20 protein-coding genes, 1 other RNA gene, 1 riboswitch and 1 other annotated feature (1 of these 23 only partly in view) are annotated in these 23475 nt (G+C 38.1%); of the genes, 20 read left to right on the top strand and 1 reads right to left on the bottom strand.

Going from position 1 to position 23475, the window contains the following annotated elements:
- Positions 1-38: a binding site (T-box leader), on the top strand; it begins 169 nt to the left of the window's first position.
- A gap of 91 nt (positions 39-129) precedes the next feature.
- The 13 genes from leuS to guaA all read left to right on the top strand — a co-directional run bounded on the left by leuS (position 130) and on the right by guaA (position 15895).
- Positions 130-2556 (top strand): leucine--tRNA ligase, encoded by a 2427-nt coding sequence (leuS, locus tag A6B45_RS03130; RefSeq protein WP_072613303.1) that lies wholly within the window; start codon positions 130-132, stop codon positions 2554-2556.
- A gap of 97 nt (positions 2557-2653) precedes the next feature.
- Positions 2654-4597, top strand: a complete 1944-nt coding sequence (locus A6B45_RS03135) for a putative polysaccharide biosynthesis protein (protein WP_072613304.1) — start codon at positions 2654-2656, stop codon at positions 4595-4597.
- A gap of 135 nt (positions 4598-4732) precedes the next feature.
- Positions 4733-5581, top strand: a complete 849-nt coding sequence (locus A6B45_RS03140; RefSeq protein WP_072613305.1) for a hydrolase — start codon at positions 4733-4735, stop codon at positions 5579-5581.
- A 1-nt stretch (position 5582) separates the two neighbouring features.
- On the top strand, positions 5583-6497 hold the full coding sequence (locus A6B45_RS03145) for a hypothetical protein (RefSeq protein WP_072613306.1): 915 nt from the start codon (positions 5583-5585) through the stop codon (positions 6495-6497).
- Positions 6498-6533: 36 nt separating this feature from the next.
- Complete coding sequence (locus A6B45_RS03150; protein ID WP_011679449.1) at positions 6534-7082, top strand: LemA family protein; 549 nt, start codon at positions 6534-6536, stop codon at positions 7080-7082.
- Positions 7082-7975, top strand: a complete 894-nt coding sequence (htpX, locus tag A6B45_RS03155) for a zinc metalloprotease HtpX (protein ID WP_072613307.1) — start codon at positions 7082-7084, stop codon at positions 7973-7975. The genes A6B45_RS03150 and htpX overlap by 1 nt, the downstream gene beginning before the upstream one ends.
- A 112-nt stretch (positions 7976-8087) precedes the next feature.
- Positions 8088-9065: a YitT family protein gene (locus A6B45_RS03160; protein WP_072613308.1), complete on the top strand. Its 978-nt coding sequence runs from the start codon at positions 8088-8090 to the stop codon at positions 9063-9065.
- A 27-nt stretch (positions 9066-9092) separates the two neighbouring features.
- Positions 9093-9278, top strand: a complete 186-nt coding sequence (locus tag A6B45_RS03165; protein WP_004164395.1) for a 2-hydroxymuconate tautomerase — start codon at positions 9093-9095, stop codon at positions 9276-9278.
- Between the two features lie 200 nt (positions 9279-9478).
- Positions 9479-10906, top strand: a complete 1428-nt coding sequence (locus A6B45_RS03170) for a peptidoglycan endopeptidase (RefSeq protein ID WP_072613309.1) — start codon at positions 9479-9481, stop codon at positions 10904-10906.
- 534 nt (positions 10907-11440) lie between these two features.
- Positions 11441-11671 (top strand): CsbD family protein, encoded by a 231-nt coding sequence (locus tag A6B45_RS03175; RefSeq protein ID WP_072613310.1) that lies wholly within the window; start codon positions 11441-11443, stop codon positions 11669-11671.
- Positions 11672-11855: 184 nt separating this feature from the next.
- Positions 11856-11952: riboswitch (purine riboswitch) on the top strand.
- A gap of 223 nt (positions 11953-12175) precedes the next feature.
- A complete protein-coding gene (gene guaB, locus A6B45_RS03180; RefSeq protein WP_072613311.1) occupies positions 12176-13318 on the top strand; it encodes an IMP dehydrogenase in 1143 nt (380 codons plus the stop codon).
- Positions 13319-13360: 42 nt separating this feature from the next.
- Complete coding sequence (locus A6B45_RS03185; RefSeq protein ID WP_072613312.1) at positions 13361-14347, top strand: IMP dehydrogenase; 987 nt, start codon at positions 13361-13363, stop codon at positions 14345-14347.
- 3 nt (positions 14348-14350) lie between these two features.
- A complete protein-coding gene (gene guaA, locus A6B45_RS03190; RefSeq protein ID WP_072613313.1) occupies positions 14351-15895 on the top strand; it encodes a glutamine-hydrolyzing GMP synthase in 1545 nt (514 codons plus the stop codon).
- Between the two features lie 90 nt (positions 15896-15985).
- Here the strand turns inward: guaA and A6B45_RS10450 are convergent, their stop codons facing one another.
- The gene (locus tag A6B45_RS10450; protein WP_165784757.1) at positions 15986-16156 is read right to left on the bottom strand and encodes a hypothetical protein; all 171 of its coding nucleotides are present in this window, start codon (positions 16154-16156) and stop codon (positions 15986-15988) included.
- Positions 16157-17103: 947 nt separating this feature from the next.
- On the opposite strand from A6B45_RS10450, the gene A6B45_RS03195 reads away from it, so the two are divergent.
- The 7 genes from A6B45_RS03195 (at position 17104) to A6B45_RS03225 (ending at position 23425) form a co-directional block, all read left to right on the top strand.
- On the top strand, positions 17104-17331 hold the full coding sequence (locus A6B45_RS03195) for a CsbD family protein (protein WP_004164379.1): 228 nt from the start codon (positions 17104-17106) through the stop codon (positions 17329-17331).
- 149 nt (positions 17332-17480) lie between these two features.
- A complete protein-coding gene (recU, locus tag A6B45_RS03200; protein ID WP_072613314.1) occupies positions 17481-18095 on the top strand; it encodes a Holliday junction resolvase RecU in 615 nt (204 codons plus the stop codon).
- Positions 18096-18116: 21 nt separating this feature from the next.
- Positions 18117-20309: a transglycosylase domain-containing protein gene (locus A6B45_RS03205; protein WP_072613315.1), complete on the top strand. Its 2193-nt coding sequence runs from the start codon at positions 18117-18119 to the stop codon at positions 20307-20309.
- Positions 20310-20367: 58 nt separating this feature from the next.
- The gene (locus A6B45_RS03210) at positions 20368-20934 is read left to right on the top strand and encodes a DUF1273 domain-containing protein (RefSeq protein WP_072613316.1); all 567 of its coding nucleotides are present in this window, start codon (positions 20368-20370) and stop codon (positions 20932-20934) included.
- A 75-nt stretch (positions 20935-21009) separates the two neighbouring features.
- Positions 21010-21408 carry a DivIVA domain-containing protein gene (locus tag A6B45_RS03215; protein ID WP_004164370.1) on the top strand — a complete coding sequence of 133 codons (399 nt, stop codon included), beginning with the start codon at positions 21010-21012 and terminating at the stop codon, positions 21406-21408.
- Between the two features lie 23 nt (positions 21409-21431).
- Positions 21432-21804: RNase P RNA component class B (gene rnpB / locus A6B45_RS03220), an RNA gene on the top strand.
- Positions 21805-21952: 148 nt separating this feature from the next.
- On the top strand, positions 21953-23425 hold the full coding sequence (locus A6B45_RS03225; RefSeq protein ID WP_072613317.1) for an ABC transporter substrate-binding protein/permease: 1473 nt from the start codon (positions 21953-21955) through the stop codon (positions 23423-23425).
- Positions 23426-23475 lie beyond the last annotated feature (50 nt).

The raw sequence follows: 23475 nt of genomic DNA on the forward strand, positions 1-23475 counted from the left end.
CATGGGTGGTACCGCGAAATTTATGATTCGCCCCATGTCATGCCTTTTTGGTGTGACATGGGGTTTTTATTTCGAATGTAACATCCACTCTGAATAAAGAGAATAAATAAAATATAAAAGGGAAAAAATATGGCATACGATCACAAATCTATTGAAGCCAAGTGGCAAAAATATTGGGACGAACACGAAACGTTTAAGGCTCCGGATAAATCAGAAAAAGAAAAATACTACGTTATGGACATGTTCCCATACCCATCAGGACAAGGTTTGCATGTGGGCCATCCCGAAGGTTATACGGCGACTGATATTATGAGTCGTTATAAGCGTGCGAAAGGATTTAATGTTTTACATCCAATGGGATGGGACGCATTTGGATTGCCTGCGGAACAATATGCGATTAAAACAGGCAATAATCCAGCCGGGTTTACTAATAAGAATGTTCAAGTATTTAAAAATCAGATTAAGTCGCTTGGTTTTTCAATTGATTGGTCGCGTGAAATCAATACAACAGATCCTGAATATTATAAGTGGTCACAATGGATTTTTGAAAAGCTATACGAAAAAGGCTTAGCTTATGAAGATGAAATCATGGTTAACTGGGCTCCAGATTTTCCAGGTGGTGGTATTGTTGTTGCTAACGAAGAAGTCATCGATGGTAAGACAGAACGTGGTGGTTATCCAGTTTATCGCAAGCCAATGAAACAATGGGTTTTGCGCATTACAGCTTATGCCGATCGTTTGCTTGAAGACTTGGAAGATTTAGATTGGCCAGAGGCTATTAAGGAACAACAACGTCACTGGATTGGAAAGTCAATTGGTGCTTCTGTATTCTTCAATATTGCAGATTCAGACAAACAAATTGAAGTTTATACTACACGACCAGATACGTTGTTTGGTGCCCAATATATGGTTCTATCACCAGAACATGAACTGGTTGATGAAATCACTACGCCAGAGCAAAAAGAAGCCATTACTAACTATAAAAAAGAGGTAGAAACCAAATCTGATTTGGAACGAACAGATTTGAACAAAGACAAGACGGGAGCCTTCACAGGTGCTTATGCTACTAATCCAATTAACGGTGAAAAGTTACCAATTTGGATTGCAGACTATGTTTTGTCTTCTTACGGTACTGGTGCTATTATGGCTGTTCCGGCACATGATGATCGTGATTGGGAATTTGCTAAAAAGTTCAATTTGCCAATTAAAGCTGTTATTGAAGGTGGCGATGTTGAAGAAGCTGCTTACACTGATGATGGCACGCATATTAATTCTGGTTTCTTAGATGGCTTAAATAAGCAAGAAGCCATTGACAAAGCTATTAGCTGGTTGGAAGAACATAATGCTGGTCATCAACAAATTAACTATCGCTTGCGTGATTGGATCTTCTCACGTCAACGTTATTGGGGTGAACCCATTCCAGTTATTCATTGGGAGGATGGTACACAAACTCTTGTTCCTGAATCAGAATTGCCATTGCGTCTACCAGAAATGACACAAGAACAATTAAAACCTTCTGGAACGGGAGAGTCACCATTAGCTAATGCTACTGATTGGTTAAATGTTACTCGTGAAGATGGTGTTAAGGGGCGTCGTGAGACTAATACAATGCCACAGTGGGCAGGCTCATCATGGTATTTCCTACGTTATGTTGACCCACACAATTCAGAGGCATTAGCTGATCCTGAAAAGTTAAAGTACTGGATGAATGTTGATTTGTACGTAGGTGGTGCAGAGCACGCTGTGCTACACCTATTGTATGCCCGTTTCTGGCACAAGTTCTTGTATGACTTAGGCGTTGTACCAACTAAAGAGCCATTCCATAAGTTAGTTAACCAAGGTATGATTTTAGGTGAAAACCACGAAAAAATGTCTAAGTCAAAGGGAAATGTTGTTAATCCTGATGAAATTGTTAACAATTATGGTGCAGATACATTACGTGTATACGAAATGTTTATGGGACCGTTAACACAAAGTAAGCCATGGTCTGAAGATGGGGTTGCCGGCTCACGTCGTTGGTTAGATCGCGTATGGCGTTTACTGATTGATGATGATAACAAACTTCGTGATCATGTGACAACCGTGAACAATGGTGATTTGGATAAAATCTATCATCAAACTGTTAAAAAGGTTTCGGAAGATTTGGAGAATATGCGATTTAACACAGCTATTTCTCAATTAATGGTTTTTGTTAATGAAGCATATAAATCAGAAGCTTTACCAGTCAAGTATATGGATGGTTTTGTTCAAATGTTGGCGCCAATTGCGCCACACTTAGCTGAAGAACTATGGTCAAAACTTGGACATGAAGAGGACATTAGTTACGTTTCATGGCCAACTTATGACGAAAGTCAGCTTGTTGAAGATAGTGTGGAAATTATTTTCCAAGTGAATGGTAAAGTACGTGGTAAAGCCACTGTTGCTCGTAACATTGATAAAGATGCTATGCTCGACTATGCTAAGGCTGATGAAAATGTCCAGAACTTTATTTCTGGTAAGGAAATTCGCAAAATAATTGCTATTCCTGGTAAGTTTGTTAATATTGTGGTAGGTTAAGATATCGAGTTAACAAATTTATACTTTATTGCTAGTTGAATAAAAGCAATAATCCCGCTTTATAGCGGGGTACATAATTAAAAATGAGGTCTCAAACATGACGAATGATCAACGTCCAGAAAAATTCAACGGTAATAGTCGCGTTGATAAAACAGATGTTGACGGTAAAACGTTAACGGCTGATGAAATTCTAGCATTGGCAGGACGGCACTTACAAGAAAAGCGTAATCTGGGACCAAAAGCGACACGAAAGTCACGTAGCTATGCTAATGTGCCTCAGCCAACAGAACAAGAAATTTTGGCCATTAAAGAAAAAAATATTCGTGCACGGCAAAAAATTATAAAAAAGAAACCTAATTTGCAGGTTCCAGAACAACTATCTACTGCGGATAGCTCTCTCGAGAAACAACCAACGTCACAAGAAAGCAATCAAGCAACATTAATTAAAGGTTCAGCGTGGTTGTCCGTTGGAAACATGGTTTCGCGTGTATTAGGCGTTGTATACTTAATTCCGTGGATGGCCATGCTTGGTAGCTACGGTACAAGAGCAAACGGTTTATTTAACCAAGGATATACTATCTATGCAATCTTTTTAGCGATAGCTACATTTGGTATTCCTGCAGCTATTTCAAAAGTTGTTGCGGAATTGGCAGCTAAAAACGATGTCTACCGATCAAGGCAGTTAACAAGACAATCTATGGCTTTGGGTATTGCATTAGGAATAGTGTTTGGTTTGATTTTGTACTTTGCTGCTCCCGCCTTATCCAATAATAATACTGATGTTATTCCAGTACTTCATTCCTTGGCACCAGCGGTAGCTATTTTTCCTTTAATGTCAATGATCCGTGGTTTATTTCAAGGGCATCAGTTAATGAGTATATCAGCCATGTCACAGGTTATAGAGCAAATTGCTCGGGTTGCTTACATGCTAGTAATGGCAATTATTGTGTTAAAAGCTGACCCGGATAATTGGACTGGTGTAGTTGTGCAATCAACTTTTGCAGCATTTATTGGTGCAATTTTTAGTATGTTAGTATTAATGTGGGGATGGGTGAAGTATCGTCATATATTGTCTCGACCAGTGCTTCACTCTGTAAAACACGAAAAAGCTAGAACACTCAGTTTGGTACTAAATATTTTGAAAGAATCATGGCCATTCATCATCATTGGCTCTGCTATAACACTATTTCAAGCTGTTGATCAGTATTCATTTTTTAGCATAATGGATCACTTTTTTTCCATTTCTAAATCGGATTTGTTGGAAAAATTTTCACTCTTTAGTGCAAATCCCAATAAGCTCATAATGATTATTGTGCCATTTTCAACTAGTATAGCGGCGACGGCGTTACCAATGTTGTCCGGTAGTAAAGCTGCATTAACTTATGAAACGATTCAAGATCAATTAAAGCAAGTGTTGAAGTTGTTCTCTTTGATTATGTTGCCTAGTGCTTTGGGAATGTATGCAATTGCAGAGCCTTTGTATAAAATGTTCTATCCAATCGAGGCCTCAAACCAAGAAGGTATTTACATGCTTCAATACTCAACAATCCTGGCATTGGTATTTAGTTTGTTCATGTTGCTTGCGTTTGTATTACAAGCTCTTTCAGAAGTTAAAATTGTTATGAAAGCATTCTTTGTTGGCATTATCATTAAAATTGTTTTGCAGATTCCATTGATACGCTATTTTGAAGGTATGGGCGCTTTGATGACGAGCGTGATTGGCATGTTCATTTCAATTCTCTATATGTTGGACTTTTTGCAAAAGGTTTATGGTGTTTCATTTAGTATGATTGGTAAAGAAATATGGCAGATGTTTATGGCTTCAGCCCTAATGGCTATTGTTGCCTATATTATCGTCTTTGCTATGGGTAACTTTATTTTCCCAATGGATACAAAGTTCTCGGTTACTGTGACAACATTTAGTGCGGTCTTGATTGGTGGCGCTTTGTTAATCATAATGTATTTGCGAATGGGCTTGGGAGATGAGTTATTAGGCCGAAGAATGCGTTATATTCCTAAAATATTGCAACCAAAGCGATGATTGTTCATCGCTTTTTTTTAATGATAAATAAGACCTTTAAAGACAATAAAAAATTCTTAAGATAGTACTTTTTAAGGATTATATAGGGTATGCTAAAATTAAGTTTTAAATTAAGCTTTTAGCGGAGGCAAAACAATGACAGATTCTCAAACTGTGTTGCAGCCAGAATTAATCAATCGGCTCGATAGTAAAATTATGTACCTCGGACAATTACAGTCTGCTGTAATGAACCAACAGGTGCCCCAAGTATATGAATTACTCGACTCCAAAAAATTTAACGAGCAAATTCGCCAACGTCCTCATGCAGATTCTAATGCTTTACTCGCCCAAATGGTTACTGACATTCATGATAATCTGGCAATTTTCTTAGCACCTGAATTATTGAAATATTTAAAACAACAGTTTAATTTTTTTGATTTTGTGGCAACTAGCGATGAACCATCAATTTATAAAGTGTATATTGGTACTTGGTGGGATCACCGCCAATTTGCAATATTAGATGTGTTGTCGCTCACGTTAACAATTAATAAAAAAATAGTCGGCGAATGGCAAGAAACAATTAAATTGCCAACTGGGTCAAACATCAATGATATTCAGATTCGTGAAATAAAACAAATTACGAATGGCTTACAAACTTTTTTGGACGATGAAACTAAACGGAATTTAGAAGTGCAAGTTTTAAATGATCAGTTAGCTCAACTAAAAGAAAATAAATCTGGACTGTTAGGGCGTACTGATAAAAAGGCCCGGGAAGAATTAGAAAATAAACGTGATTTGTTGTTGGCTTCGCAGCAAAGAGTTCCTGAAGTAAAAGCTAAGTTGGCTGAACACGAATCCGAAATGCTTCAATTGGAAAAAGATGACGCTTTACGTCACTTAGAAATCGAAGAAATATTGTCACATTTTGATGACATTGACGCTTTCATTCAAAAAGTAGATCACCTTTATGTAGACTACTTGAAAACACTATTGCAGAAGAAATAACATGAATTTTGATACTTATAGCTATTCACAACAATTGAAAAAAGACTTAGAAGTGTTTCAAAGGTGGCAGGTGTTAATTGAAGCACTTTCTGAAGCCAATCAGACTGCTGAAATACTAGATATTACAAAAAAAATATTGGCTTTTGACGTGCATAAATCAGAAATTATGCGTGTAGCGAGTGAACATTGGTACCCCAATACACATTGGATTGCTGTGGCTTTCTCAAATTTAGCTAAAATGACCTCGCTATCACATACGCAAGTCATTTTACCAAAGATGCAAAAAGTGGCTGAACTCCATTTTGAAGAATTTCCAAACGCGGCTTTCCAATTTACCAAGGCACCTTTAGCTGCAGGAGGTTATTATTTAGAAGAAATATCTCAAAATTTACGCGTTGTATACTGGGATATCGTCAATAAACGTTTTTACTTAGACACTGTGCATTTCATGAAGTTAGTGCAAACAGAAGCCATTCAAATCGCTGGTGTTGAGGCATTAACTATTTTTCAAAAGCGCTTAACAGCAATTAGCTATCTTCTGAAAGATAACGAATATGATATTGACATTATCGGACTTGATATGACCGATAATCAAAATTTGATGATGCAGCAAAAGGACTTGTCAGCTGAAATACTTGATAGCTTGTTTGTTGAGGCGGCAAAGCAAAACTTTGTCTTAACGTTATTACAAAATAATAAGGACGGAGCGGTATTAAAAATAGGCTCTGTATCATTAGAGATTATTCAGCACCGTGACCAACAAGAGCACGCGGTCTGGCAATATGATATCATTGATAATAATAAACGTGTTACTATTTATACACTGTTTCAACAATTACCTTTTTTTGCCAAATGGTATGAAAAATGGTTTAATGAAGTTGGTTTGAAGGATAAACGTGCAGTTTTTGTGGATTAAAGCCAAAACTGGCATCGATTAGAAAGAGGAAACATTATGACAATACTGATTATAATTGCAATCGTTGTAATTATCGCTGTTGCTTGGGTTAGCATTTACAATTCGCTTGTAAAAACACGCATGCAAACAAAAGAATCTTGGAGCCAGATTGACGTTCAATTAAAGCGTCGTAATGATTTGATTCCAAATTTAGTGGAAACTGTTAAGGGGTACGCTAAGCATGAAAGCGGTACGTTAGAAGAAGTAACAAAGCTCCGTCAAGAGGTGGAACGTGCCGCAACGCCGGCCGATAAAATGGTTGCCTCAAACCAATTGACTGGCGTTCTATCTGGATTTTTTGCCCGTGCTGAAGCTTATCCTGATTTAAAAGCTAATACAAACTTTACAAAGTTGCAAGAAGAACTAACAAACACTGAAAACAAAATTGCCTACTCACGTCAGTTGTTTAATTCAACAACAGCACTTTACAATACGAAGTTACAACAATTTCCAAGTAATATTGTTGCGGGAATTCATCACTTTGAACCTAGTGAATTTTTGCAAGTACCAGAAGCTGAGAAAGAAGTCCCTACGGTTAAGTTCTAATGTTGTATCAACAAATACAATCAAATAAACGGCGCACCATTGTATTATTATTTGTATTTTTTATTTTGGTAGCCTTAGTTGGAGCTGCAGTGGGTTTCCTATTGCTTAATTCCTTAGAAGCTGGCGTAGTTGCGGCCATAGTTATTGGTGCTATTTACACGATTATTATGGTTAGTAATTCAACTAATGTAGTCATGGCGATGAACCATGGCCATGAAATCAAAAATGCTGACCAATATCCAGAACTGTGGCACACAGTTGAGGACATGGCGATGGTTGCTCAAGTACCAATGCCACGGGTATTTATTATTGATGATGATAGTCCTAATGCTTTTGCTACCGGAAATAATCCTGAGCATTCGGCAGTTGCTGCCACTACTGGGCTACTGAGGATTATGAACCGAAGCGAGTTAGAGGGTGTTATCGCTCACGAAATGAGTCATGTGCGTAACTATGATATTCGAATTTCAACTATTGCTTTAGCCTTAGCCGCTGCTATCACATTATTAACTAATATTGGTGGTAATTGGTGGCTTTGGGGCAGTGGCGACAGGCGACGGAATGATGATCGTAATGGCGGTGGTGGTTTACAAATACTGTTGTTAGTATTTTCGATTTTAATGATGGTTTTAGCACCGTTAGCTGCAGCAGCAATTCAAATGGCGATTTCACGTAACCGTGAATATCTTGCTGATGCTGGTAGTGCGGAGTTAACGAGAAATCCACAAGGATTAATTTCAGCATTACGAAAATTAGGTAACGCACAGCCGATGAAGGATGTGGATTCTTCATCAGCTGCATTGTATATTAGTAATCCTTTGAAGAACAAGGAGCGTTTGTTTGACACGCATCCACCAATTGAAGAACGTATTGATCGTTTAGAAAAAATGTAAAACACGTAAAGGTGAATATAATTGAGCAAAACAAAAAAGTCACGAACATATTCGTGACTTTTTTTGTTATGATAAAGGATGATGTAATTTGAATTTTGTGGAGTGTTGGGCGATGAAAAATATTAAAATTAACTGGCGAAAAGTACTGCTTACGGTACTCATCTTTTTTGCTAGTTCAGCTGTACAAGTAGTTGGATTAAACGCTTTTTTAATTCCTAATAATGTTTTCTCGGGTGGATTTAACGGTATTGCGCAGCTATTATCTTTGTTCTCCCAAAACTTTTTCCACGTTAGCATGCCTACTGGAACATTTATTATGATATTCAACATCCCAGTTGGAATTGTTGGTTGGAAAATGATTGGTGGCAAATTTACAATATTGAGCTTTGCTAATTCACTATTCGTATCTGCTGTCCAAATTATTGCGCCGACGCAAGCTTTAACCACAAATCCGCTGTTAGCAGCCTTATTTGGAGGTTTATTAATTGGTGCTTCGATTGGTTTAGCCATGAGGTATGGATTTTCAACAGGTGGCATGGATATTGTCGCGATGGTCGTTCAAAAGCGAACCGGAAAATCGATTGGTGCGTTGATGAACGTGATTAATTTCGGCGTTGTTGTTATTGCTGGTTCATTTATAGGCTGGCAAAATGCCTTATTCACAATCATTGGTATTTATGCAACCGGTCGTGTTGTTGACACGCTGTATACTGGTTATCAGAAGTTGACGGCAATGATTGTGACCTCCAAAGGGGATGAAGTCGTTGCAGAGTTGCACAAAGACCTAATCCGAGGAATTACCATTTTGCCATCGAAAGGCGCCTATACAAAACGTGATTCGACAACATTAATGATGGTTCTTTCTCGTTACGAGTTATTTGAAATGCAAGAGGTCGTCCATCGGGCTGATCCAAAAGCGTTTATTAATTTAATGAATACAGTTAGTGTTTCAGGGGAGTTTCTTGATGCTGACCGTCAACTGCAGATGAAGCGCGCGGTTGCTGTTCCAAAAGTTGAAACCGTCGAGGCGCAGATTGAAGCTGAACAGCGGCTAGAAGAGCAACTTGAAAATTTAGATGATAAAAAGTAAAATATAGGAAATAGAAGGAGAATATTTATGCCAATAGTACAAGTCGAATTGCTTGAAGGTCGTACTCACGAACAACTTGCCAAAATGGTGAAAGACATTACCAATGTAATTGTTGAAGATGCAGGTGCATCACGAGAAGCTGTTCACGTTATTTTACGCGAAATGCCAAAAGACCATTATGCGGTTGGTGGTGTCTTGAAAAGTGACCAATAATTTTATTACAAACGATTAAAAACAGGGAATTTTATTCACCCTGTTTTTTTGTAGAAATAAAATTTCAAGTTAGTAACAATAGTGCATTCCTTATGTTTTTTTAACAATTTCATGATAGAATTAAAATGTTAAGAAAAATTTAAACATTGAGAGTAAAAATAACACTGATTGTGGTGTTTAGAGTGGAAAGGTAGGGAAATATGGAACGACTGGATAAAAAAGTAGTAGCTTCAGGACTGAGTTTATTAGGTTTAGTAGGCGTTGGCTCGGGTATCGCCCATGCTGATGATGTTAAAAGCGCTGTCAACAAGGCTGTTAATTCTGTTGCCGAAGCTGCTGGACTAATTGATAACAAAACGGTTAATCTCACTCCAAAGAGTTTAACAATACCAAAAGATAAAGTAGCTCATATTGAGACACCAGCTGAGAAAAAAATTACCCAAAAAGCCACCACTAAATTAACATCATATAAAGTAAAGGCTGGAGATTCTCTTTGGTCAATTGCTCATAATCATAATTTGAATGTAGATGATCTTGTGAGTGAGAATAATAATTCTGATTTGATATCAGTAGGGCAAACCCTAAACTTGCCAACTAACGTTGGTGCTGATACACAAACAACAGTGGCTGATCAATCACCAACAGATATTAATAAAAGTACTGATTCGTACGCTGACTCGTTGCAAACTGCCGCTAACGCACCTGTTTCAGAGGTGTCAGCAACTGGTAACGTAGAATCAACTGAATCTTCAGTCACTTCTAGTACTTTCAGTCAAGATTCGTTGGCCTCAAGTTCAGCAGCTGAAAGCTCAGTACCTTCGACATCGTCAAGTGGAGAATCAGCGCCATCAAGTTCAGAGAGTTCAGTGACAGGGAGTTCTGCAGTTTCGAGCGAATCAGATGAAGAAATAAGTTCAGCAACGGAGGGTGCCTCTTCAACAACGTCTAGCACGGCAGATGTAGCATCAGAAACGCAAAACACATCAGTCAATACTAGTTTGCAAAGTAGTGAGCCAACAGCGTCAAGTGCTGCGAGTGACGTTACAGCTTATACGAGTTCTGCAGATTCAACTTCAACAGATGCTTCAGTCAACATCAATAGTTCTTATGGTGCAGCTGCTGTTTCAAGTTCCGAGTCGAGTGCGGGACAACAGTATAATCAGCTATCTTCAGCTACGACGAGCAATAGTAATTTAGTCAATCTTTCTACTGGGTCTGTCAGTCAAATAGTAAGTTCTAATACAACACAATCTACGTCTGGAAATTCTGCCGCGATTATTGCGCTAGCGCAACAATTGGTAGCACAAAATATTCCTTATGTTTGGGGTGGAGGATCACCTTCAACTGGGTTTGATTGCTCTGGATTAGTAAGTTATGTTTTCAAAAATGCTGCCGGCATTTCACTACCACACTCGTCCGTTGAACAAGAAATGTACACTCAAAAGAAATCGGTTTCTCAAGCTCAGCCAGGGGACTTACTATTTTGGGGTACACCAGGCGCTTCATACCATGTGGCTATTTATATTGGTAATAATCAGTATATTGCCGCACCAAAGCCTGGATTGAATGTACGCGTTGAAACGATTTCACCGAACTTTTTGCCATCTTTCGCCGGTTCAATTAAGTGATTTGATGTATCAAACCAAGAGACTAGTTGTAGTACGAGCACTAATTCATCAAGGGGGTTATGTGCTTTTTATTTTATTTTTTGAATAAATAGTAATCATTACATTTATGTGCTATAATTAACTCATGAGTTACTTAAAGTAAGCTCATTTTATTATTGTAATTACTGACAGTTACTACACATTTCTTCCATGATTAGATAATTGTAACTTACAACTTCATTTATCTGTTTGTCAGCATTGCATTATTTAAGCGCCATAGTAGGTGCTTTTTCTTTTGAACAATCCCTGTTTTATTGACTACCGTTTTGGCTTGTAACCAACTAATAGAAAACCTATAATTAATAATGTAGTTTGGTTGATCTTCAATGAGAAAACTTGAACTTTTGCGAAAGCCACTCACCCCCGTGTGGCTTTTTATTTTGCACTTTTTGAGGTAAATGGTTCTATTATTAGAATCAAAATAATTTACAAACATTATGTACTACGTTATGATTGATTTGTAACATTGAATAAACCTCAAGGAGAATATGTACGATGACAGTTGAAGAAAAATTTGATAATGCCAAGGACAAAATTGCTGGAAAAGCAAAGGAAGTTGAGGGGAAAGTTACTGGTGACAAACAACGTGAATTACAAGGCAAAACCCAAAATATTTTTGGTAAGGCAAAAGATGCTGTAACTGATATCAAGGATGCGGCAGAGGAAGCCGTTAAAGATACTATTAATGACTACAAGCAAGATAGCAAAAAAAATATTGATAAATAACCATATGAAGAAAAGAGCATCTGATTGCAAATGAAAAAAATCAGGTGTTTTTTTTATAAATTATTGAGTGTTTAATTAGTTGGAAATTACATATTTCTAGGGAAATTTTAAGTCAAGTCAGATGGTTTTTTCCTGGCTAACTAATGGTTGCTTTTTCTCATAAAAGCGGGTAATATGATAACAACAACTAAAGAAGTTATTTGCAGATATATCGTTGGAAAACGGCCAACAGTTTCTACCACGCCCCAAAAGTCGTGACTATCCGCAAATGCTTTTGACGACTCAAAAGCATTTGTGGATCTCTGTGTCCCAGATGCTTTTTTTGTGTTTAAAGATGATGGCGGATCCGTTAACAATTGTGTTAACAAAAAGGCCTTATTAAATTATATAAACTACCGGTGAAGTTCGTGTTAAAAACAAATTGCAATACCTATTGGGGATGGGTGCAACTGTTTATTTGTTTATACGACAAAGGTAGAATGCATGTTTATTTTGGAGGATCTTATGCAGAAGTTTAGTTCAAAAAACAAATTTGTCCCAATGGGATTAACATTTGAAGACGTCAAGTTAGTTGACGACTTACAGTCAACTGTGACACCTGAATCTGTTTCGGTGACCACAACCTTAACACCTACTTTGAAGCTTAATATTCCATTACTCTCAGCTGCAATGGATACAGTGACAGAAGCACGCTTTGCTACAGCTTTAGCTAAGTTAGGTGGCCTTGGTGTCATCCATAAAAATATGACAATTAGTGCACAGGCTGATGAAGTTCGCAAGGTTAAAACGGCAACGTTTGACTCAGCAGACTTTCCTAATGCGGCTGTTGATGCTGAAGGACATCTGCTTGTCGCTGGTGCCGTTGGTGTAACGAATGACACTGTAGATCGTGTGCAGGCTATGGTTGAAGCAGGAGTTGATGCAATTGTGTTGGATTCCGCACATGGACATTCTGAGGGTGTCCTCCGCAAGGTATCTGAGGTGAGGTCGACTTTTCCTAATTTAAATATTATTGCTGGTAATATTGCAACTCGAGAGGGTGCAGCTGCATTATACGATGCGGGTGCTGATGTTGTTAAAATTGGAATTGGTCCTGGATCAATTTGCACCACACGTGTGGTTGCTGGTATTGGTGTACCACAAGTTTCTGCTATTCGTGATGCCGCCCTTGAAGCGGCTGCACGTGGCAAGAAGATTATTGCTGATGGCGGTGTTAAAACGTCATTAGATATTGTTAAAGCAATATCAGCTGGTGGAAATGCGGTTATGCTTGGATCAATGTTTTCTGGGACGGAAGAAACACCCGGCGAAGTGTTTGAGGACAATGGTCAAAAGTACAAAACATATCGAGGTATGGGTTCAATCGCTGCGATGGAAAATGGATCAAAGGATCGTTACTTCCAAGGTGAAGTGAACGAAGCTAAAAAGATGGTACCAGAAGGTATTGAAGCTCGTGTTACATATAAAGGCGATTTGACAACCATTTTAAATGCTATATTAGTAGATATTCATAAAAAAATGGCACAATTAGGAGAAACGACGATTGATGACTTAGTTAATCATGAGCATATCGCACGTGATAGCGAAGTATTTGATTTCGAAGCAGCAAGAGATAAGAAAAAGCCTGTTGTTGCTGCCCAATTCTAATTATCATTGCAAATAATAGTTCAATCATCTTTGGAGAAAATCATGCCTGAAAATACAGAGTTCATAGGTCTTGGCTACGATCAAGTTTTGTTAGTACCAGGAGCCTCAAATGTTTTACCATATAGTGTTACCTTGCGTACACAATTGTCAGAAAATTTTGAATTAAATATTCCGCTCGTTTCAGAGGCTTTTGGTCCGGAAACAGATACACGTGTTGCGCCAACCGCTTTGAATGGTGGGTTAGGTGTTGTTGCTGAGCAAGAAGATTTGTCAAAACAAGTAACTAGCTTGCAACAAGTTAAGGAAACAGTTGTTGATACTGACAAATATCCTAATGCTTTAGTTGATTCACAGAATCGTTTACGTGTTGCAGCTGAAGTATGGTTAGTGGACGGTGCAGAAACTCGTGTTGCTGCATTGGTTAATGCAGGAGCGGATGCTATATTCTTTTATTTGCATGAAGCGCTAGCTAAGAATACGCGTGATCTTATTAAGCAAATACGACAAGCATATCCAGATTTGTTCATTGCTGTTGGTGTCGTTGAAGATCAAAGCATTGCTGCTGCTTTATATGAAGCAGGAGCAGATACAATACTTGCAGGACGTTCCGTTGAATCATCACTACCAAACGACATTACATACCCATTCTTAACAGTCACAATGAATATCGCAGATGTGGCAGCTGCATATGACAACAAATCAGTCATTGCTGTTGGTGGCATTCATTATTCGGGTGACATTGTTAAAGCGATTGCAGCAGGGGCAGATGCGACAATGGTATCAGATCTGTTAAAAGGATCAGTACTGGAATCTGACGGTTCGTTTAAAGAAGGAGATATGTCAATTGATGATGCAATCTTCCAAACTGACGGTGGATTACGTGCCGGAATGGGGTACACGGGGTCACAAACAATTGAAAGCTTAAAATTGAATGCTAAGATTGTTCAAATAACAGATAACGGTTTGCGTGAATCACATCCACACGATGTTGAAATTACAAAACAAGCGCCTAACTACGCGAAAGGATAAGCAATGGTTGACAAACTTGATAAAGTCTTAGTTTTAGACTATGGAAGCCAATATAATCAATTAATCACACGACGTATACGTGAAATGGGTGTGTTTTCAGAACTTAAGTCACGTAATATGACTGCCGAAGAAATCAAGTCCTATAATCCCAAGGCCATCATCTTGTCTGGCGGCCCTAAGTCGGTTTATGAGGAAAATGCGTTTACCATTGATAGCGAAATATTTAATTTAGATATTCCGGTTTTAGGTGTATGCTATGGCATGCAACTAATGGCACAAGAATTAGGTGGTAAAGTTGAAGCTAATCCAGGTAATGGCGAATTTGGACAAACTGTCTTACAACAAACAGAATCTGCTGGGCGATTATTAGCTGATACACCAGTATCACAAACTGTTTTGATGAGCCATTCAGATAATGTCATTGAATTACCTGAAGGATTTAAAGTGATTGGTGGCTCAGATAAAACACCAATTGCTGCTATTGCTAACGAAGAGCGTCGCTTATATGGGGTTCAGTTCCACGCAGAAACGACCTTGTCAGAAAATGGTAAGCAAATTTTAACGAATTTTGTTAAAAATATTGCTGAAGCAGAATCTAACTGGGACATGAGTGGATTTATTGATGAACAAATTCAAAAAATTCGTGAAATTGTAGGCGATAAAAAGGTATTGCTTGGACTATCAGGTGGTGTTGATTCATCCGTTGTTGGTGTTTTGTTGCACCGCGCGATTGGTGACCAATTGACATCTATATTTGTGGATCATGGCTTGCTCCGTAAACACGAAGCAGATCAGGTGATGACAATGTTAGGTGGCAAGTTTGGATTAAACATCATTAAAGTTGATGCCCAAAAACGTTTTTTGGATAAATTGGCCGGTGTTTCAGATCCTGAACAAAAGCGAAAGATTATTGGAAATGAGTTTATCCAAGTTTTCAATGATGAGGCTAAAAAGTTAGATGGTATTGAATTCTTAGCACAGGGTACGCTATATACTGATGTGATTGAATCTGGTACCGATACGGCGCAAACAATCAAGTCACATCATAACGTTGGTGGCTTACCAGAGGATATGCAATTCCAGCTAATTGAGCCTCTTAACACATTATTTAAGGATGAGGTTCGTGAATTAGGCGAAAAGTTGAATATGCCACACGAAATGGTTTGGCGTCAACCATTCCCTGGTCCTGGATTAGGGATTCGTATTCTAGGAGACATCACCGAAGACAAGTTAGAAATTGTACGTGACTCTGATTGGATTTTGCGTGATGAAATCGCTAAAGCTGGTCTAGAAGGAGACATATGGCAATACTTTACAGTATTGACTGGCGTCCGTTCAGTTGGTGTCATGGGTGATTACCGTACTTACGATTACACAATTGCAATCCGTGCCATTACTTCTGTCGATGGTATGACAGCCGATTTTGCACGTATGCCATGGGAATTATTGCAAAAAATATCAGCTCGTATTGTCAATGAAGTTGGTCATATTAACCGCGTAGTGTATGATATTACGGCTAAGCCACCTGCAACAGTTGAGTGGGAATAATCTCGAAAAAAATAAACCTCATTTGAGGTTTATTTTTTTCGATAAATTATCTGTCTTTATTCAATTAATATGTACGTCCAGAAGGACTTTTTATTTTAAGAAATTATTGCGGTTTTCCCAGAGATATGAAATCGCTAAAATAAGCAAACCTAAGTTAGAGGCAATAATAGCAAAAGTTGGTTGGCTCATAATCCAACTAATCAAAGAAGCAAACATAAGTATGAGTGAAATCATTAAAACAAAAACTGACGCTTTTTTCATAAAACATTCTCCCTAATTTTGATCGTGATTGCTTGAAATTAAATGTAAAACATAAGGCACAACTACTACCGTTCATGTTAGCATAGCCATTATCTTTATTCAAATGGGCCGCTTATCAAACAAATCGTAATGTTTGGCTCAATGCGACTAATTTTTTATAGTGATGGAATAAATATGAAACACAAATAGATGAGCACGATAATTTGCGCTACAATCCCTACAACAGCTGTGATGGTCATATAACGGTTATGAAGGATTAGCCCAGCGATTAACAGTGCAGTTAATAGAAGAGTCAGAACAAATAACAATGAAAAGGGCACTATTACATTCTCCGGTGTTTTTTGATACTGCCATTTTATCACAGATAACCTGAAAAAAAACAAACGGAATATGAGCTTTTATACAATTATTGAGTCTGAAATAACAAAAAAACATACAATAAGAATATTGGTCAAATAAATAGATTATAGATAATTCATATGAACATAAAGAAACGAAAAAAGCAAAACAGTATTGTTTGAATCACAATACCAAAAGAGGTGATAATGATTGTTCCGCGGCTGCGAATTATAATTCCGACGAATAAAAAAGTAATTAAACAGAGTGTTACGAATAAAATAAAAGTGTAAAGAAAAATAATTGTCATGGTGACTCCTTAATGAGCTTAGTAAAAATTATATCAAATTCTAGAAAAGGCGTACACAGTCGATTTTGAGAATAAATGTTGACATAGACAAACCACCCACAGAAACGAGTGGATGGCATGTGACATTATTATGTAATTCGAATATTTAACGAGGATTAACTATAAATTAAATGACTAGTTGTTTTCTCCATGATGGAAGAGCATCTTATACAATGCAACTTTACTGTGAGTTGTTTACAAGCGCTTACATTTAAGTTATACTATATGTGTAACATCAAATAAAGTTCAAGGAGGACATTATATGTCAGTTGAAGATAAGTTTGATAATGCTCAGGACAAGGTTGCTGGTAAAGCAAAAGAAGTTGAAGGCAAAGTTACCGGTGACAAGAGTCGCGAAGCACAAGGTAAAGCACAAGGACTTTTTGGTAAGGCGAAAGATAAGTTATCTGATGCTGCCGAAGCTGTCAAGGATTCTGCTGAAGACGCAGTTGATGCCGTCAAAGATGGTGTTGAAAAATTGAAAAAATAATAAGTAAAACCGTCCAACTAAATCTTCAGTTGGACGGTTTTTGAATAACATGCACACAAACATCGACATTGCTTAACCTAATTAGGGTTAAGTTCTTTTTTATGGTAAAATAAAAAATATATATTTTACAGAAAATATTGAGAGTTGCGATGACAATTAATTATCCAGTCGGTACTCATCATGGTAAGATGTTAAAAAATAACACATTGCGTACCGGTAAAACAACTAAAAAAGTATTATTTGGTAAGCGAGGTATGGGTCTGGAAGATGAAATTAATCTTGCAAATGACTATTATCTTGCTAATCGTTTGGCAGTAGTTCATAAAAAACCTACACCGATAACCATAGTAAAAGTTGACTATCCTGTTCGCTCTGCTGCAAAAATTACAGAAGCATACTTTAAGCAAGCTTCAACTACAGATTACAATGGTGTTTATCAAGGAAAGTACATTGACTTTGATGCAAAGGAAACAAAAAACAAAACATCCTTTCCTTTAAAAAATTTTCATGAGCACCAAATTTCTCATTTAGCGAGTATTTTATCTCAAGGTGGCATTGGATTTGTTATCATTAAATTTACAAGTTTAAATGAGAGTTATGTCTATCCTGCTAGCGAATTAATACAACAGTGGCAACATTTGAATGGCAAACAGTCGATTTCTTATCAAGAGATAGTTGATAAGAGTTTTGTTGTGCCTGAAAGTTTAAATCCGAGTTTGGATTATCTCACGGCTGTGGATAAAATGCTTGACGCATTACATTAAATTTTAGGAGTTTTCAACAATATGGCAAATGACAAAGCAAATCAGTGGTCACGAGTGAATCGTAATCATAACATGTATGACGAGTATCCTGCACAAGAACCACCCCGACCGCCTAAAACAAACGGACCTAAGGGTGGAGGACCGCGGAAGCCACGAAAAACTAAAAAGAAACATCATTGGATTCTGGCAATTTTTTTGTGGTTATTGACACTTGGTGTTATCGCTGGCCTAGCTGGAACAGCACTTTTCTTCACTTATGCAAACGATGCGCCTAATATCACAGAATCAGATTTGGCTTCAGAGAACTCTACACAAATTCTAGATTCCAAAGGAAATGTTATTTGGAGTATGGCTACTCAGGATAGAGATTATGCCAACTCTAATGAGATACCAAAGCAATTGAAACAAGCGGTTGTGTCAATTGAGGATAGGCGCTTTTATAAACACCACGGAGTTGATCCGATTCGTATCGCCGGGGCAGCAGTATCTAACATTAAAGGCTCTTCTTTGGGGATGCAGGGTGGGTCTACCTTAACGCAACAACTAGTTAAGCTTTCTGTATTTAGTACATCGACAGCTGATCAAACGTTTAAACGTAAAGCTCAAGAGGCTTGGTTAGCATTACGAGTTGAAAAGAACTTTACAAAAGATCAAATCTTAACGTTTTATATGAACAAAGTCTACATGGGTCATGGCGTTTACGGCATGAAGACCGCTTCAGAATATTTTTATGGCAAAGCACTAACAGACCTTTCACTACCACAATTGGCCTTGCTTGCAGGAATGCCACAGTCACCTACGTACTATGATCCCTACTTGAAAGATACCACGGCTGCTAAAGAACGTCGGGATACGGTTCTGAAAGCTATGGTGACGTATGGCGCGATTACTTCAAAGCAAGCATCAGCGGCCATGAAAGTGCCTGTTAGTGACGGATTACAAGACTTAGATGCTAAGACTGAGGCGGCTAATAGTACTCGTAAAGTTGTTGATGCTTATGCTACATCAACAATTGCAGAAGCAAAAAAGCTAGGTTACGATACGACAAAAGCTGGATTGAAGATTTATACTAACATGGATTCTAATTTGCAACAATCACTCTATGATAATGCAAATGATGGTTCTGTTTCTTTCTCAAGTAGCGATTTGCAAATTGGTGCAACAATGACTGATCCAAATAATGGACATGTTGTTGCTCAGATTGGTGGACGTAATGTTACAACTTTACAAGCCCTTAATCGAGCTACTAATACTACTCGTTCGTCTGGCTCATCAATCAAACCATTGTTAGACTACGGCCCAGCAATTGAGTATTTAAATTGGCCAACTTATCGAACTGTTGAGGATAAGAAATACAAATATCTTGGGACAAATACCAGTGTGTACGATTGGGATAAAAAATATATGGGCAACATAACAATGCGTACTGCCCTGACACAATCTCGAAATATTCCGGCGGTAAGAACTTTAGAAGAAGTTGGTGGTTCAAACGCAGAGAAATTTGTTAATGGCTTAGGAATTACTACAAGTTCAACCCCTGGCGGCTCAATGGCTATAGGTATTGATGTTTCAACAGAACAAGAAGCTGCTGCTTATGGCGCTGTGGCCAATGGCGGCGTGTATTATAAGCCAACCTACATTTCAAAAGTTGTGACGGCAGATGGAACGACCCATAATTATAACTCCACTGGTACGCGTGCAATGAAGACAAGTACCGCATTCATGTTGACGGATATGATGAAGGGGGTTATCAAGCCTAATGCAACGGCTGCGGATGCCGAAATTTCTGGATTACACCAAGCTGGTAAATCAGGGCTTGTTGCTTATTCTGAGGACTCTGGAATGCCTGATAAGGCTATATCTGATGCATGGTTTACAGGATTTACAAAGTCTTACACACTTTCCGTATGGACTGGCTTCGATGTTCCTGGAGAAAATTATATTCCTTGGACAGAACAGGACTTGCCAGCGCAGTATTATGCAAAAGTAATGGCCTATGCAATGCAAAATAAGTCGAATACTGATTGGACCGCACCGGATACAGTGACTGCAAAGGTTAAAGGTAACATTGTTGAATACGAGGTAAAAGATGCCTCCTGGAGTAATGGTGGATTACCGAGTGTGACTTCTATTACTCAATCTGGTGAAACGCCCTCTGAAGCAGGAATTAGTGCCAACTCAGCTTCAACAGGATCCACAACTGGCAACAATTAATTTAGAATGTCTCGGTCTTGCTTTCACAGCAAGACCTTTTCTTATAGAGGAGAATATTATGAGGCTTTGGGTAACGGGTTACCGTAGTTATGAACTAGGAACATTCGGCGACAAAGATCCTAAAATTAAAGTTATCAAGTATGCATTACACCAAACACTAAAAGAACAAGTTGATAATGGATTGGAATGGGTAATCACAGGTGCTCAGCTAGGCATTGAGCAATGGACAATCGAAGTTGTTGATGAGATGAAGAAAGAATTTCCGCAACTTAAATTGGCTGTAATGTTGCCCTTTAAACAATTTGGCAGTCAATGGAGTGAAGATAATCAAGCGAAATTGCAGAGGTTGATTGCACAGAGTGATTTTTCTGAGAGCGTATCGACTAAACCTTTTCAATCGCCTATTCAACTAAAAAATTACCAGAAATTCATGTTAACGCACACAGATGGTGCATTGTTCTTTTATGATACGGAATTTGAAGGAAAGACATTATTTGATTTTCAAGTTGTGACAAAGTATCAAACGGAAACGCCGTATCCTCTTGTCCAAGTGGATATGTATCAGTTACAAGAGTATGCATCGGAACTTGAAGAAAAAATGAATGAAAATCGTTATGATTATTAGTATTAAAAATCCCTTGTAATTCATTAGAATTATTGGTAACATAGGATAAGTAAAAAAATAATCGAGGTATAGCTTGTGGAACAAGTAAAATACACGCAAAAAGACATTTTGGAACGCGTCTTTAAGCAAAAACGTATGGGGGTCGGATATGATCCTGCTGATGTTGACAGCTTTCTAGATGATATTATTAAAGATTATGGTGCATTTGGTAGCCGAGTTGAACAACTAAAAAGTGAAGTGGCTCGTTTACAAGTCGCTTTGAAAGATGCACAAGATCAACTAGTTGCCGTTAAACAGCAACAAAGTGTTGCACCGCAACAACCAGTCCAAACTGCTTCTCAACCTCAACCAGTTGAGGATCAAAGGCAAGCAGCAGTCGCACAGCAAGCGGCAGTAACTAACTTAGATTTGATTAAGCGTGTTGCTAATTTGGAGCGTGTGGTGTTTGGACGCGATCATAATAGTGCTGAATAAATAAAAAGATAATAATTTTTGCAAGTATCGGGTAATTGCGCGTTATATTTCTAACGTGAGGAAGGTCCATGCTCGTACACTCTGAGATGGGTGTAGTGTTTGTGCTGGGATAAAAAATAAACCCAGGAACAGTGATGTTACGGCAGTCGAAAGGGCTAAGGCTTAGGCTATGTCTGAATAGGCTCGAAGGTGCCATAGAAACGTATATGCTAGTGAAAGCTAGTATTTGAGACGAGGTAAACCCCACAAACGGGCAACCCAAACTTTTGGTAGGGGCGGCTGGCCTAGTGAAATGAAGCGATGGTCGGTATGGTTCGTTTGAACGAACTTAGATAGATGATTACCGAAGGTGTAATGTTACCTGCATTACACTGGAACAAAACATGGCCTATAGATACTTGTAACAGGTAGACTCGCTTCGGCGAGTTTTTTTGTATAAAAAATTTAGTTATTCAATAGATTTTGTATATCTACGTTTTTTTATTGTATAAAAATTCAAATCAAGGTAAAATTAGTAATGTTGTTTCACATGAGGAGAAATTAAATGAATAGTATATTAAAAAAAATATCAATCGTGATAATGACGATTATAATGTTACTGCCATTGTTAGCAGTTTTGCCAACTCATGCCGATGCTGCGACTACGGATCCGACCCTAACTAAAATCAAGAAAAAGGGTACGTTAGTAATTGGTCTGTCAGCAGATTATGCACCATTTGAGTTCCATGCTACGGTCAACGGACGTGACCAAATTGTAGGTTTTGATGTTGAGATGGCTAAAAAAATTGCTAAGGATCTTGGTGTTAAGCCTGTCATTAAGGAAATGGGATTTGATGGTTTAATCGGCGCCTTGCAAACCGGTAAAATTGATGTCATTATTTCGGGTATCAATGCCACGCCAGAACGAGAAAAAGTAGTTGATTTTTCAAACTCATATATGAAGCCTTTACAGACTGTGATGGTTTTGAAAAAAGATGCCTCTAAATATAGCGGCAACCTAAACTCTTTTTCTGGTAAGAAAATTGGTGTACAAAAACAAACTACCCAAGAAACTTATGCTCAAGAAAGTATGAGTGGATCAACAATAGTCAGTCTTCAAAAAGTTCCTGATTTGGTTGCACAATTATCCACTGGTAAAATTGCTGGAATTGTGCTTAATGAACCAATATCTAAGGCCTATACACAACAAAATAAAGCCTTTAAAATTATTTATCCAAAGCCTTCTTCTGGAGAAGGGGCAGTTTCAATCGCGATGCCTAAAAACTCTCCAGTACTGAAAGCCAAAATTAACAAGTCACTTGGTAACATCATTAAGTCAGGCGAATTAGAAGCTTATCAAAAAAGAGCTAATAAGCTAATGTTTGCCGATCAAAGCTTCTGGGCTAAATATGGTAATCTGTTTGTCAAGGGGACATTGTTGACGCTTGCCTTAGCTGCAGTGGCGGTAGTTTTGGGTATCGTGCTTGGAACAGTCTTTGCCTTATTCAAGTTGTCTCCTAATGCCATTTTGAGAATTATTGGTAATATCTATGTCGAGTATGTTCGTGGCACACCGCTGCTAGTACAAGCATTTATGGTATTTTTCGGTACGCAAGTAATTGGTTTGAACTTATCAGCTTTTGCTGCCGGCGCTCTTGCAATGGGACTTAATTCAGCCGCTTATGTTGCTGAAATCATTCGTTCAGGAATCAATTCTGTTGATTTTGGACAAACGGAGGCTTCGCGCTCACTTGGCTTGTCAAAAGGCAAGACAATGCGATATGTCATATTACCACAAGCGGTGAAAAACATTTTACCTGCTCTGGGTAATGAATTTGTAACAATTATCAAAGAAGGTTCAGTTGTTTCTGTTATTGGTGTTGGTGAATTGATGTTCCAAACTGGTGTCGTTCAAGGGGCTAGTTTCAAACCATTCTTCCCATTAGTTATTGCATCATTGATTTACTTCGTTTTGACGTTCGGAATTAGTCGCTCATTGGGTTACGCTGAAAAACGTATGAATCGTAGTTCACGATAATTTATTTTAATGCAAATAAAAAAGGACGCATCTGTCAATGATGCATCCTT

Origin of the sequence: Leuconostoc suionicum (genome assembly GCF_001891125.1) — a bacterium.
GTDB lineage: Bacteria > Bacillota > Bacilli > Lactobacillales > Lactobacillaceae > Leuconostoc > Leuconostoc suionicum.

Bases quoted from the DNA above. Each gene is read 5' to 3' on its own strand.
- recU (WP_072613314.1), top strand. From the start codon at position 17,481: ATGACAATTAATTATCCAGTCGGTACTCATCATGGTAAGATGTTAAAA.
- leuS (WP_072613303.1), top strand. From the start codon at position 130: ATGGCATACGATCACAAATCTATTGAAGCCAAGTGGCAAAAATATTGG.
- A6B45_RS03165 (WP_004164395.1), top strand. From the start codon at position 9,093: ATGCCAATAGTACAAGTCGAATTGCTTGAAGGTCGTACTCACGAACAA.
- A6B45_RS03195 (WP_004164379.1), top strand. From the start codon at position 17,104: ATGTCAGTTGAAGATAAGTTTGATAATGCTCAGGACAAGGTTGCTGGT.
- guaA (WP_072613313.1), top strand. From the start codon at position 14,351: ATGGTTGACAAACTTGATAAAGTCTTAGTTTTAGACTATGGAAGCCAA.
- htpX (WP_072613307.1), top strand. From the start codon at position 7,082: ATGTTGTATCAACAAATACAATCAAATAAACGGCGCACCATTGTATTA.
- guaB (WP_072613311.1), top strand. From the start codon at position 12,176: ATGCAGAAGTTTAGTTCAAAAAACAAATTTGTCCCAATGGGATTAACA.
- A6B45_RS03185 (WP_072613312.1), top strand. From the start codon at position 13,361: ATGCCTGAAAATACAGAGTTCATAGGTCTTGGCTACGATCAAGTTTTG.
- A6B45_RS03150 (WP_011679449.1), top strand. From the start codon at position 6,534: ATGACAATACTGATTATAATTGCAATCGTTGTAATTATCGCTGTTGCT.
- A6B45_RS03205 (WP_072613315.1), top strand. From the start codon at position 18,117: ATGGCAAATGACAAAGCAAATCAGTGGTCACGAGTGAATCGTAATCAT.
- A6B45_RS03170 (WP_072613309.1), top strand. From the start codon at position 9,479: ATGGAACGACTGGATAAAAAAGTAGTAGCTTCAGGACTGAGTTTATTA.
- A6B45_RS03210 (WP_072613316.1), top strand. From the start codon at position 20,368: ATGAGGCTTTGGGTAACGGGTTACCGTAGTTATGAACTAGGAACATTC.
- A6B45_RS03160 (WP_072613308.1), top strand. From the start codon at position 8,088: ATGAAAAATATTAAAATTAACTGGCGAAAAGTACTGCTTACGGTACTC.
- A6B45_RS10450 (WP_165784757.1), bottom strand. From the start codon at position 16,156: ATGAAAAAAGCGTCAGTTTTTGTTTTAATGATTTCACTCATACTTATG.
- A6B45_RS03145 (WP_072613306.1), top strand. From the start codon at position 5,583: ATGAATTTTGATACTTATAGCTATTCACAACAATTGAAAAAAGACTTA.
- A6B45_RS03140 (WP_072613305.1), top strand. From the start codon at position 4,733: ATGACAGATTCTCAAACTGTGTTGCAGCCAGAATTAATCAATCGGCTC.
- A6B45_RS03175 (WP_072613310.1), top strand. From the start codon at position 11,441: ATGACAGTTGAAGAAAAATTTGATAATGCCAAGGACAAAATTGCTGGA.
- A6B45_RS03135 (WP_072613304.1), top strand. From the start codon at position 2,654: ATGACGAATGATCAACGTCCAGAAAAATTCAACGGTAATAGTCGCGTT.
- A6B45_RS03225 (WP_072613317.1), top strand. From the start codon at position 21,953: ATGAATAGTATATTAAAAAAAATATCAATCGTGATAATGACGATTATA.